Genomic DNA, 12,490 nt, shown 5'->3' with positions numbered 1-12,490 from the left:
ATGTGGCCTTGAAACACAAAGCCCTGGCTCAGGCAGCGCGCCAGTTGCTCGGTCGGTTGCAAGGCATAGTCGGCGTAATAGGCGTCGGTTTCGCCGGTCAGCAAGACGTGCAGGGCGTTGTGGCCGTCATCGTTCCACTGCGCGTCGTAGTCGGTCTCCAGCAGGCTCGACTGATTGAGTTCGTTCTCCACGGTCAGCCAGACGTGGCGGGCCGGGTCGGTCTGCTGGCGCACGCGCTGCGCCAGTTCCGGCAGGAAATCCGGACTTTCTATGGCGTGCACCGCGTCCAGGCGCAGCCCGTCGAAGCGGTATTCCAGCAACCACATCAGCGCATTTTCAATGAAGAACTCCCGCACCTCAGTCCGGCGAAAGTCGATCGCCGCACCCCAGGGCGTGTGTTTGTCTTCGCGGAAAAAGCCTTTGGCGTAGCGATGCAGGTAATTGCCATCGGGGCCGAAGTGGTTGTAGACCACGTCGAGAATCACCGCCAGACCATGCCCGTGAGCGCTGTCGATCAGGTGTTTGAGTTGTTCCGGGGTGCCGTAAGAGGCTTGTGGTGCGAAAGGCAGCACGCCGTCGTAACCCCAGTTGCGCTCGCCGGGGAACTGCGCGATGGGCATCAGTTCGATGGCGGTGATGCCCAACTCGCTCAGGCGGGCGAGGTGCTGCTCGACTTCGGCAAAGCCACCGAGCGCCCCGACGTGGAGCTCATAGATGACAGCTTCGCTCCAGGGTCGACCGTTCCAGGTGCTGTGTTGCCATTGATAGGCCAGTGGGTCGACCACCACGCTGGGCTGATCGAGGCCACCGGCCTGTGCTCTGGAGGCCGGATCCGGCACCTCCAGTTCACCATCGATGTTGTAGCGATAACGGGTGCCCGCCGGGCACCGGGCCTTGATCACGAACCAGCCATCACCTTGCGGCAGCATGGGCAGCGACTGGCCGTCTTCGAGTTCGACACTGACGTAAAACGCATCCGGCGCCCATAACGCAAACTGCGTGTGTTCGGCATCCAGCATGATTGCGCCGTGGGGCCAGGTTTCTTGGGTCCGTAACGGCATCGTTGAAAAGCTCCCTGATTATTTGTGGCCCGCTTTGCCCAGCGCCTTGGCGACCAGTTGTTCGTAGAGTTCGGCGTACGGTTCGACCGCTTTGCACCAGTTGAACGGCGCGGCCATGGCACGGCAACGCATGGCATTGAGCAGTTCGGGGAAGGCAAAGACCTTGAACGCGCGGCTCAATGCTTCGCGGTAGCTCTCGACAGTGGATTCGTCGAAGAGGAAACCGGTGATGCCATTCTCGATGGTGTCGGCCAGCCCGCCGGTGTTGCGCGCCACCGGCAACGAGCCGAAACGCTGGGCGTACATCTGGCTCAGGCCGCAAGGTTCATAACGCGACGGCATCAGCAGGAAATCGCTGCCGGCGAACATGCGGCGGGCATCGGTCTCATTGAAGCCGATGCGCACGCCGATCTGCCCGGGAAAACGCAGCGCCAGTTCACGCATGGCCTGTTCTTCCTCAGGTTCGCCGCGACCGATGATTGCGATCTGGCCGCCGTTCTGCACGATGTATTCGGAGACGGCTTCAGTCAGGTCCAGACCTTTCTGGTAGACCAGCCGCGAAACCACGGCGAACAGCGGGCCGCTGGAATCCTTCAGGCCAAACAGTTCACGCACGTGGGCAGCGTTGATCGCTTTGCCTTCCCAGTCACCAATCGCGAACGGGGCGAACAGGTGCGGATCAGTGGCCGCGTCCCAGCTTTCGTCGATACCGTTGGGAATGCCGCTGAGCAGGCCTTGCTGGGTCTTGGCGGCAAGAAAACCGTCGAGACCGCAGCCGAAATCCGGGGTGGTGATTTCCTGGGCGTAGGTGGCGCTGACCGTGGTGATGTGGCTCGAATAAGCCATGCCGGCCTTGAGGAACGACATCTTGCCGTAGAACTCCATGCCTTCCTGTTGCAGGGCATGGGTCGGGATGCCGAGTTCCGGGCAGGAGCCGAGGCTGGTCACGCCTTGATACGCCAGGTTGTGAATGGTGAACAGGGTCGGCGTGCGCTGCCCGCGCCAGTGCATGTAAGCAGGCGCCAGGCCGGCCGGCCAGTCGTGGGCGTGCACCAGATCCGGGCACCAGTGAATTTGCGCCAGGTTGGCGGCGATATCGGCAGCGGCCAGACCCAGGCGGGCGAAACGGATATGGTTGTCCGGCCAGTCGCGTCCGTTGTTGGCGCCGTACGGCGAGCCTTCGCGCTCATAGAGTTCAGGGCAGATCAGCACGTAGATCACCAGCCCGTCCGGCATGTCCATGCGCCCGATCTTGCACGGCGGCAGTGCCGCGTGGCCGCCGAGCTCGCCGATGATGTGGATCGGGTTTTCGCTGTGCATCACCTGCGGGTAGCCGGGGATCAGCACGCGAACGTCGTGCAGGTGCGCCATGGCGCGGGGCAGGGCGGCGGAAACGTCACCCAGGCCACCGGTCTTGACCAGATCGGCGATTTCCGAGGTCACGAACAGCACTTTCTTCTTGTTGGGATTCTGACTCGCCACCGGAGTCAGCGTTTTGGTGCCGGGAACGTTGATCGTTCGGCTGCCAGGAACGCTCACCGTGCTCGATTCGCCTTGCGACTGTTGAGCAAGTTCTCCCTGAATATCCAATGCCGCACTGATCATATGAATCTCCCGTGTCGTTGATCTGATTCTTGTCTTGAACAAGCGATGTCCACGGCCAGGTCCTGTGGCCGGGCGCAACCGCGCCACGCATCGGTGAGCAAACGCTACCCAACACGCGCAAGCAGAATGGGTGAAAGGGGCGTTGCAAGGATTGCACCAGTCGCGTGGCCCTTGTGATTCAGATGACCCGTCGCTCTGCGCAAAAGTTTCGACTTTTTTTCAGCGAAATGACCGGCAGGTCGAGCCCCGCGAAAATCAGTCTAGGCCAGATCCTAGAGCGGGCCAGAGCAAATGGGTAAATTGTTCGACAATCGGTTTGCGAGCCGCGAATGCCGTGGTGTGTACGGCGGCACGCACCGACGAAGTGCAGGTTTTTCTGGAGGGAAGGGCTAAAACGGTGACTGGTCGGTCACGATTTTGTGCTAGCGCAAAGGCAGGCTGCACTGTTGTGGTGCGGCCAGTTTGTTGATCCGCTGAACACTGATGCACCTGTAGGAGCTGCCGCAGGCTGCGATCTTTTGATCTTGATCTTAAAAAACAAGATCAAAAGATCGCAGCCTGCGGCAGCTCCTACAGGGTGAGGGTTTAATTCAATAAACGGATTGGGTTACCTGCCGCCCAACCCTGAATATCGTCGATCATCTGCGAAAAGAACTGTTGGTAGTTCTTGCGGCTGACATATCCCACGTGCGGCGTGGCCAGCACGTTGTCCAGTGTGCGAAACGGGTGCAGCGCCGGCAGCGGCTCCTGATCGAATACATCCAGCGCGGCCCCGGCGATCTGCTGTTTCTGCAAGGCCTTGATCAGCGCTGATTCATCAACGATAGGCCCACGGGCGGTATTGACCAGCAGCGCGGTGGGTTTCATCCAGCCCAGCGCTTGCGCATCGACCAGCCCGCGACTGCGTTCGCTGAGCACCAGATGCACCGACAGCACATCGGCCTGCTCGAACAGCTGCTGCTTGCTGACATAGGTCACGCCAGCCTGCTGTGCGCGTTCGGCGGTGAGGTTCTCGCTCCAGGCGATCACCTGCATGCCAAACACCTGGCCGAACTGTGCCACCTTCTGGCCGATACTGCCCAAGCCAAGAATGCCCAGCGTTTTGCCATGCAGGTCACCACCCAGGCCTTGTTGCCATCCACCGGCGCGCAGGGAGTTTGCCTCGTTTACCAGGTTGCGCGTGGCGGCCATGATCAGCGCCCAGGTCAGTTCCGGCGCCGCGTGCTTGTAGCTGTCGGTGCCGCTGACCTTGATCCCGAGTTGCGTGGCGGCCGGGATGTCCAGCGCGGCGTTGCGCATCCCGCCGGTGACCAGCAGCTTGAGTCTGGGCAGGCGTTTGAGCAGATCCGCGTCGAAGCGCGTGCGTTCACGCATGACACAGATCACCTCGTAACGGCCAAGACGTTCGGCCAGTGTGGCGTTGTCCGCCGGGTACTCGTGCACAAACGTCACTTCCCCGATGCCATCCAGAGCCGACCAGTCGACGACGTCGCGGGCCACGTCCTGCCAGTCATCGATCACTGCAATCTGCACCGCCATCAGCTTCACCTCATCAACGAACGGGATTGGAGTTGTTCAGCCAGCCAAGCAATGCCTTGTGAAACTGCTCGGGCTCTTCCATTTGCGGCGCGTGGCCCATGCCGGGAAATTCCACCAGCGTCGACTGCGGGATCAGTTTCGCCACCTGTTTGCCAAGTACGTCGTAGTGACCGATGTTGGCTTTGACCGGCGGCGGCGCGATGTCCTTGCCGATCGCCGTGGTGTCCGAGGTACCGATCAGCAGCAGGGTCGGCATCTTCAGGTTCTTGAATTCGTAGTACACCGGTTGGGTGAAGATCATGTCGTAGATCAGCGCCGAATTCCACGCTACCGCAAGTTTGCCCGGGCCGTTGCTCAGGCCGGCGAGCATGTCCACCCAGCGGTCGAATTCGGGTTTCCAGCGGCCATCGTAATAAGTGCTGCGTTCGTAGTCGCGAATGCTCTGGGCGGTGACCTTCAATTCGCGCTGATACCACTGATCCACGGTGCGATACGGCACGCCGAGGGCTTTCCAGTCTTCCAGACCGATCGGGTTGACCAGCGCCAGTTGTTCGACCTGATCCGGGAACAGCAGCGCGTAGCGGGTGGCGAGCATGCCGCCGGTGGAATGGCCGAGCAGGGTGGCTTTCTGAATGCCCAGAGCCTTGAGCAGTTGTTGGGTGTTGGTCGCCAGTTGCTGGAAGCTGTACTGGTAATGATCGGGTTTGCTGGAGGTGCAGAAACCGATCTGATCCGGCGCCACCACACGGTAACCGGCTTCGCTCAGGGCCTTGATTGAACTGTCCCAAGTCGCCGCGCAAAAATTCTTGCCGTGCATCAGCACCACGGTACGACCGTTGGCTTTGCCATGGGCGGCGACGTCCATGTAACCCATCTGCAGGGATTTGCCCTGGGATTGAAAGGCAAAGTGCTTGAGCGTGTAGGGGTATTCAAAGCCTTGCAGTTCCGGCCCGTAGGTGGGGCCTTCGGCAGGTGCCGCTTGGGTTTGTGTGGCGGCGTGGGCAAACAGCGGCAGTGCGCCAATCAGGAACAGGCCGGGCAGCCAGCGGGACAGCGTGACGGACATAAGGGCAAACTCCATGGAAATCGGCCGATGCTGGAACGCCCGGATTAGGGCGACGTTAACCACAGGCAACGCCATGGCCGGAATGTTCAACCGAGCCAGCCCAGGGTCAGCATCGCCACGACGGCGTAGCGTGCACCTTTGGCCAGCGTGACGATCAGCACAAAGCGTGCGAGCGGTTCGCGCATGACACCGGCAATCAGGGTCAGCGGATCGCCAATCACCGGCAGCCAGCTCAGCCACAACGACCAATGCCCGTAACGCTCATAGTGTTTGCGCGCCGTTGCCATGTGCCCGGGGCTGACGGGAAACCAGCGTCGATCCTGAAAACGTTCGAGTCCGCGTCCCAGCCACCAGTTGACCACCGAGCCAAGCACATTGCCCAGCGTCGCCACGGCCAGCAGGCCCCACAGCCAGTAGCGGTCGCTGGCGATCAGGCCGACCAGCAGTGCTTCGGACTGCAACGGCAATAACGTCGCGGCGCCGAACGCCGCGGCAAACAGGCCGAGGTAAACGGCAGCCATCAATGGGCCGGGTAATCAGCCACCACCACATCCGTGCCGTCCTTCTTCAGGCCGATCACTTGATAGGCATCGCTCATGCCGTCCATTTCCATGCCCGGCGAACCCATGGGCATGCCCGGTGCGGCCATGCCCAGCAGGTCGTCGCGTTTGCTCAGTGCCAGCACTTGCTCAGCGGGCACATGGCCTTCGACAAACTTGCCGTTGATCAGCGCGGTATGGCACGAGCCCAGGCGCGGTGGCACGCCGTGCTGCTGCTTGAAGCTGCTCATGTCGGTTTCGACGTGGTCTTCGACTTTGAAACCGTTGGCTTCGAGATGGCTGATCCATTTTTTGCAGCAGCCACAGTTGGCGTCGCGATGGACTTCGATCGGGATCAGATCGGCGGCCTGGGCCAGGGAGGAGAGGAGCAGGGCGCTGAGGGCGGCCAGTCTCAGGGAGGTTCGCATAATGGATTCTCGGCTCGGATGACGATCAAAAAAGGAAAGCATTTTGACCGGATTATCCTGCCCGGCATCAACGGAGTGTTTCAAGTTGATACAAGACAGGCTGGCAGGATGATCGTAGATCAAACCTGACAGCCAGATGAGCGAGAGATTACAAATCTGTCACCTGTAGGAGCTGCGGCACGCTGCGATCTTTTGATCCTGGTTCAGAAAATCAAAGTCAAAAGATCGCAGCGTGCCGCAGCTCCTACAGGGGAGTGGTTGGTTACCGGACTTTGAAGCGCCCCATGATCGCGCTCACCCGGTTGTTGGCTTCCAGCAACTGGCGGGTATTGTTTTCGCTGGCCTGGCCGCTGCGCACCAGTTCTTCGACCATGTGGCGAATCTGCACCATGCTGCGGTTGATCTCTTCGGTCACGGCACTTTGCTGTTCGGCAGCGGTGGCAATCTGCGTGCTGAGGCTGTTGATGTGGCTGACCGAGCCGGCCATTTCATCCAGCCCCGAGTTGACCCGCGCCGTGGCATCAGCGGCGGACTGGCAACTGGCCTGAGTGTTTTCCATGGCGCTGACCGAAGAACTCACGCCTTGGGTCAGGCGGGTCAGCATCTCGTTGATTTCCGAGGTGCTGGCCTGGGTGCGGGCGGCGAGGGCACGGACTTCATCGGCAACCACGGCAAAACCGCGACCCTGTTCACCGGCACGGGCCGCTTCGATGGCGGCGTTGAGGGCCAGCAGGTTGGTCTGGCCGGCAATGGCGCCGATCACCCCGAGGATCTCGGTGATGCGCTGGGCATCCTGCTGCATGCTTTCGACTTTCTGCGTAGCGCTGGCCACCTCGTCGATCAGGGCCACCACGCTGTTGGTCGCCTCACCCACGACTACCCGCGAGCGGTCGGCGTTGGCGTTGGCGCGCTGGGTGAACGCGGCAGTTTCGGCAGCGTTTTGCGCAACGCTTTCGGCGGTCGAACTCATCTCGGTGATGGCGGTGACGGTCTGGTCGGTTTCCGAAGCGTGGCGCAGCAGAATCTGGCTGGTGTTCGCCGAGGTGCGCTGCAGGTCGTCCAGACTGGTGGCCATGGCGCCGGTGGCCTGGGTGACCTCACCGATCATGTTCTGCAGGTAGGCAATGAAGGTGTTGACCGAATGGCCGATGGCGCCCAGTTCGTCTTCGGCGCGGATGGTGATGCGCCGGGTCAGGTCGGCGTCGCCGCTGGACAGCGAGTCGATGTTGGCTTTCAGCGCCTTCATCCGCGAAACCAGTTGGCGGATCGCATAGACCTGCAGCAGCACCAGCAGGATCACCAGCGGAATCTGCAACAGGCTCAGGCTGCTGAGCACGTCGTCACGCTGGGCAGTGAGCATTTTGGTTGGCAGGGCAGTGGCGAGGAACCACGGCGTGCCTTCGATCGGGCGCATGAAGAAGGTGCTGGTTTCGCCGTTGTTGTCGAATTCGACGCGTTGCGCCTGATCACGATTCTGCAGGCCGGCCTTGACCTGACTGGCGAAGGAGCCGGCGGCCAGCTCACTGATGTTCTTCAGTACGATCGGGCCGCTGATGCGCGAGCTGTTGCTGATGATCTTGCCGTCGGCCTCGACGATCAGCATTTCGGCGTTGAGGTCTTTTTCCTTGCGCGCCACCAGATCATTGAAGAAGCCTAGCGTCACGTCGATGGTCGACACGCCCCAGGCCGCGCCGTTTTTCTGAATCGCCATGGCGCAGTTGGTGCGCGGTTCGGCGCTGGCATCGTCTTTGTAGGCCGCGGCCCAGGCGCACTGGCCGCGCGGAGTCTGCATGCCGCCCTTGTACCAGCTCTGGTCGTAGTAGTTGGGCGCCGCGTCGCTGTTCCAGAAAGTGTTGACCGCCAGTTTGCCCGAGGCGTCGCGGTGCCAGAAGGTGCTGAACTTGTTGCGCCCGGCCTCACGTTGGCCGGGCAGCGGCCAGATCCCGCCGCCAAACACTTTCAGCTCACCGTATTGATCGACCAGCCCCGGCAACACGGTGTCGATGGCCGCGCTGTCGAGCAGGGGAATGGTCTGGGTGATGCTGCGCTGCTGCGCCTGGACTTTGTTCAATTCGCCCTGAATCTGTTCGGCAACTTCGGCGATGCGGTTGAGCACCACCTGTTCTTCGGTCTGGCGCAACTTGGGCGCGACCAGTTGGCTGATGCCAACCACCGTCAACACCGAGAGCAGCAGGATGAACAGAACCAGAAACAGCGTGTAGCGAGCCTGAATGGTGCGGAATGCGGGCATGGATACCGGTCCTTGAGCTGCGATTTTTATATGTTGTAATCGGGGAAAAACGGCGGGGTTACAGCAGCGTATCGTCGGTTCGCGAGGAAGCTTGAGGTACTTTCGTGCAAGAAAATGCCGAATCGACAGAAGGCAAGTATCGACCACGATACAAACCAATCGGATGGCGCCGCAATCGGTGCAAAGCGTGCGTCCTCACCCGTCTTCAAACTGCCATGAAGCCACGGGATAGTAAGGTTCTGGCAATTTGTATCGAGAATGTACAAAAATTGTAAGCGACAGCACTAAAAGGGTTGGTGCCACTAGTTGGCCGGTAGATACTTCGCGACATTCGACGGTTCACCAAGGACATTTCATGGCTATTTCACAGGGAGTCTTCTCATGACGATCGGCATTGTCGGCGGCTGGGAGAGCAAGGCAGGGGTGCTGGTTCGCAATACGGGCGCGAAGAAGGAGGTCAAGCAAAGCCTCAAGGTGCAGCAGATGCTCGCCAAGGTCGGCACCAATCCGACCGCGCTGAACACTGCCGAAATGGACAAGCAGGGCCTGCGCAAAAATATCAAGGGGTTCGATCCGACGAACGTCTCGGTCAAGCAACTGAGCAATCTGAGTGTGTTCCTGCGCGAACGCGGACTGATTTCCGATATCACCTCCTTCACATTGCTCAATGCCGGCGACAAGTTCGACCGTTTCGGCGTGACCAAAGACCCTGACGCAAAATTCAACGCGCTGGAGTATTTCGCCACCCAGCTCGACGCCATTCAGAACAATGGCCTCAATGGCAACGCCTACGGCAAGAACCTGATCCCCGAGTACAAGAAGGCGATCTACGTTCTGCAGAACCTGAAGACTTATGGCGAAGGCAACGCCGCCAAGCCTGTCGACGCAGGCGTCAAGTCCAAGGCGTAACCGCTTGACGCTCGGTGGGAGGCCCGTTCAACGTTGAACGGGCCTTTTGTTTTCAGCCACGCAGTGGCGGCGTCTGATCATGCAGGCGTTGCATGTGTGGACAGTGCAATTGCAGCTTGCGTGGCTGCTGCCCTCGATGGAACAGGGCCAGCCAGCCGTCTCCCCGATCCTCGGGCGCAATCCCTGTAAAGATGAAGCCCAGCGACGACAGCTTCTCCACGGCCAGAGCAAACCCCTCGGCGAGCCTGAGTTTCAGCGAAATCAGCCACGCCTGTGGCAGCTGTCGCAACTGACCGAACAGGTCGTCATCCAGAACCCGCAGCTCGATTTCATAACGCCCGGAGCAATGCTCCACCCGCACTTTGGGGCCTTTCCATGGCACCTCGCCGGTGCGTGTGCCGAGTGCTGCGCTCAAGTGCTGCATCAATTCGCGACAGCTCTCAGGCCAGATCAATGCCGGTATCGGGCGTTGATGGCCGTCGATGCTGCGAAAACCGATGACGATCGATTCACGCGCGCCTTCCCCGAAAGGTGAGGCAACGTAATCCGGCAGCAGACCGGTACTGACAAATCCCAGAGCGCCGGCCATGCGCTGTGTGTAAGGGTGCTGGGTGACCTGTTTGATCGTTACACCGCGATAATCGAGCGCTTGCGCATGAATCAGCAGTTGCTGACCCAAACGTGTCGCGATGTGCTGGCCGCGCGTGTCCGGATGCACCACGCTCAGCGCCAGTTCCACCGTGTGCGAATCAGGACGGCGCGAGGGAGTGCTGCGCTGCAACGTGGCATGCCCGCGTATTTGCCCGCCAACCACCGCCACGAGTGAATGCCAGCGCCCGTCCCCGTGATTCTGGCTGAGCATGCAGGGCAGATACACGTGGGGCTGTACGTAATGGTCGCCATAGATCTCGCGAAACAACTGGCTGACGGACAGCGCGTCTTCTTGCTGATAACGCCTGAGTAATACGTCGTCCGTCACGTCTGTTCTCCAGCAGGGGCCTGGTAAACACGTCGATCAACTATTCGTTGAAGTTTGCCGGAGCGCGGATGGCAGATGAGGTCGGCGCTGTCGCAGCGGGTGACCTGCAGCTCAAGCAATTGCTCGTTTTGCAACTGCTCGATCATCGGGTATTGGCGAATCAGCTCAAGACGCAATTCCGTGTTGGCCGCTTCGCTGTCATGTCCCTGGGCATCAGGCAGCCATTTCAGGCTCAGCAGGTCTTTTGCTCCGCGCTGTTCGATGACCAGTTGCCAGTCGCTGCCGATACGCAAGCGTTGCATGAGGTTATCGATCTCGCCGATCTGCAGGGACAAGGTGCCGACTCGCACCCGTTGACCGTTCATGCTGCGGCCCATCAGGGCAAATTTGCGCCGCGCAGTTGCCGGCGGTTCACGCCAGCACGCGAGGTCGCCGACCGGGTAACGGATCAGTGGCATCAAACGGCGGGTGAGGTTGGTGATCACCAGTTGCCCATTGCGCCCGCATTCCTCGATGACTTCACCACTGACCTCGTCGAGAATCTCCACCACGCTGTGGGATTCGAGCATTCGGTGTTCACCCGGCGCACAGTCGCGATCACTGGTGCCGATCAGCCCGGCATCGACACTGGCGTAACCGATAGAAGCGAACCGTGCCTCGGGAAACACCCGGGCAAGTATCTGCCGTTGCGCGCAAAACAGGCTTTCGCCGCCGTACAACACCGTTTTCACCCCTTCAAGACGTTGTGAGCGTTGCTCCAGCCATGCCGCAAATTTCAACAATTGCGCCGGTACGCCGGCCAGCACGTTGATCCGGTACTCGGTTATCGCCTCGGCCAGCACCCCGGATTCCACCGCGCCGGTGAACGGGAACTCGCTGACCGCCCCACGGACTTGCGCCAGTGAATCGTGAATAAACAGGAAACTGGCGTACAGGTCCCCGACGTAGAACAGATTGGCAACCCGGTCGCCGGGGTTGAGCTGATCGCTGAGGTGTTTGCCGAAGTCACTGACCAGCGTCTGCCACTCCTCGCGGGTGAACAGTGAAAGTTTGCCGGAACCGGTGCTGCCACCGGTCTTGAATACCAGCGCATCCACGCCAGCGGCGGTCAGCACCGGCCATTGATCGAGGTTGTGGCTGCCTTGCCAGTAATGTGCGGGATCGATCACTGGCAGTTCGGCCAGTGTGGTGAGTTTGCCGGGAACCTGATGCAGGTGTTGCCGGTAGTAATCGGAATGCTGACGGGAAAAATCCAGCAGTGCATTCAGTGCAGTCGTTGTCTTCATGAAATTCTCGATAGGGTAGCGTTGATCGACGCGGGCCGGGTTTTCAATCACGGGTGTCGATCAGGACCGGTGTCTTGCCGCTGTGACGGTTGCGTCTGAACCGTTCAACGGCGCAGCGCTCCACCTGCAGGGTGAGCAGCCCGGTCTGGATCAGCGTGTTCAATGTTGGATAGTCACGCAGTTTTCGATGTACCTGCGCGGGCTCTTGGTCGCTGAACAAACGCATGCATTCACGACCATCAGGGCCTCTTTCGAGAATCAACTGAAAGGGCGTTTGTTGCAGATACTGCGCAAGCTCGGTCAGCGAAATGAAATCGGTGCCGATACGCACCAGTTTTCCGTGGCGCTGCAACAGTTCGAAGCGCGGCGATGACAGCCCGCACGCGCATGGGCCGCTGATCCAGCGGGCGCTGTCGCCGATGTCATAGCGCTGCACGGTTTGCCCTTCGCGCAGACGCGAGGTCACCAGCAGGCGCCCGGGTTCTCCTTCGGCTAGCGCTTCGTCACGTTCGAAATCGACGATCTGTACGTCCTGGATCGCGCTCATGACATGGAACACGCCATCCGCTCCGGCGCTGCAGGCATGGCCGATGGGGCCGGCGTCGACGGTGCCATAAATGGCCGAGCGAACGAGCGTGACGCCGCAATCTTGCAGTAACGCCCGGGTCGGTTCGCCAATGTGTTCGCCACCGAGGAAGACTTTTTCGATGCCGCCATAATCGCGCAGCCGCTGTTGTTCATTGAGGAACAGGCGATGCACCGTGCCCGGCATGCCGACCAGCACATTCACCCGCTGTTCGACGATCAGTTGGGCGATGTGGCGGTAG

General features: G+C 60.4%; 8 protein-coding genes and 4 pseudogenes. 1 reads left to right on the top strand and 11 read right to left on the bottom strand.

Going from position 1 to position 12,490, the window contains the following annotated elements; translation table 11 throughout:
• From DBR18_RS28780 to DBR18_RS30210, 8 genes and pseudogenes are all read right to left on the bottom strand, one after another.
• A pseudogene (locus tag DBR18_RS28780) lies at positions 1-1,061 on the bottom strand (alpha-amylase family glycosyl hydrolase); the annotation flags it as partial.
• Between the two features lie 18 nt (positions 1,062-1,079).
• The gene (gene glgA / locus DBR18_RS05425) at positions 1,080-2,666 is read right to left on the bottom strand and encodes a glycogen synthase GlgA (protein ID WP_108589546.1); all 1,587 of its coding nucleotides are present in this window, start codon (positions 2,664-2,666) and stop codon (positions 1,080-1,082) included.
• 585 nt (positions 2,667-3,251) lie between these two features.
• Complete coding sequence (locus DBR18_RS05415; RefSeq protein WP_108589545.1) at positions 3,252-4,205, bottom strand: D-2-hydroxyacid dehydrogenase family protein; 954 nt, start codon at positions 4,203-4,205, stop codon at positions 3,252-3,254.
• Positions 4,206-4,218: 13 nt separating this feature from the next.
• Positions 4,219-5,271 carry an alpha/beta fold hydrolase gene (locus tag DBR18_RS05410; protein ID WP_108589544.1) on the bottom strand — a complete coding sequence of 351 codons (1,053 nt, stop codon included), beginning with the start codon at positions 5,269-5,271 and terminating at the stop codon, positions 4,219-4,221.
• Positions 5,272-5,357: 86 nt separating this feature from the next.
• Positions 5,358-5,792 (bottom strand): YqaA family protein, encoded by a 435-nt coding sequence (locus DBR18_RS05405; RefSeq protein ID WP_108589543.1) that lies wholly within the window; start codon positions 5,790-5,792, stop codon positions 5,358-5,360.
• Positions 5,792-6,238 carry a DUF411 domain-containing protein gene (locus DBR18_RS05400; RefSeq protein ID WP_108589542.1) on the bottom strand — a complete coding sequence of 149 codons (447 nt, stop codon included), beginning with the start codon at positions 6,236-6,238 and terminating at the stop codon, positions 5,792-5,794. Before DBR18_RS05400 ends, DBR18_RS05405 begins: the two co-directional genes overlap by 1 nt.
• 262 nt (positions 6,239-6,500) lie before the next feature.
• Positions 6,501-7,028 (bottom strand): annotated as a pseudogene (locus DBR18_RS30215) (methyl-accepting chemotaxis protein); the annotation flags it as partial.
• A gap of 333 nt (positions 7,029-7,361) precedes the next feature.
• Positions 7,362-8,489, bottom strand: a pseudogene (locus DBR18_RS30210) (cache and HAMP domain-containing protein); the annotation flags it as partial.
• Positions 8,490-8,870: 381 nt separating this feature from the next.
• Between DBR18_RS30210 and DBR18_RS05390 the strand changes: the two are divergent.
• Positions 8,871-9,398 carry a hypothetical protein gene (locus tag DBR18_RS05390; RefSeq protein ID WP_108589540.1) on the top strand — a complete coding sequence of 176 codons (528 nt, stop codon included), beginning with the start codon at positions 8,871-8,873 and terminating at the stop codon, positions 9,396-9,398.
• A 52-nt stretch (positions 9,399-9,450) separates the two neighbouring features.
• Here the strand turns inward: DBR18_RS05390 and DBR18_RS05385 are convergent, their stop codons facing one another.
• From DBR18_RS05385 to DBR18_RS28775, 3 genes and pseudogenes are all read right to left on the bottom strand, one after another.
• Positions 9,451-10,377 (bottom strand): GNAT family N-acetyltransferase, encoded by a 927-nt coding sequence (locus DBR18_RS05385; protein ID WP_108589539.1) that lies wholly within the window; start codon positions 10,375-10,377, stop codon positions 9,451-9,453.
• Complete coding sequence (locus DBR18_RS05380; RefSeq protein ID WP_108589564.1) at positions 10,374-11,663, bottom strand: phenylacetate--CoA ligase family protein; 1,290 nt, start codon at positions 11,661-11,663, stop codon at positions 10,374-10,376. Before DBR18_RS05380 ends, DBR18_RS05385 begins: the two co-directional genes overlap by 4 nt.
• 43 nt (positions 11,664-11,706) lie before the next feature.
• Positions 11,707-12,490, bottom strand: a pseudogene (locus tag DBR18_RS28775) (long-chain-fatty-acyl-CoA reductase); the annotation flags it as partial.

This window comes from Pseudomonas sp. HMWF021, assembly GCF_003061005.1.
In the GTDB taxonomy this organism is placed as follows: domain Bacteria; phylum Pseudomonadota; class Gammaproteobacteria; order Pseudomonadales; family Pseudomonadaceae; genus Aquipseudomonas.
Note: the sequence above shows the minus strand (reverse complement) of the source record. Positions and strands in the feature narration are given on the sequence as shown.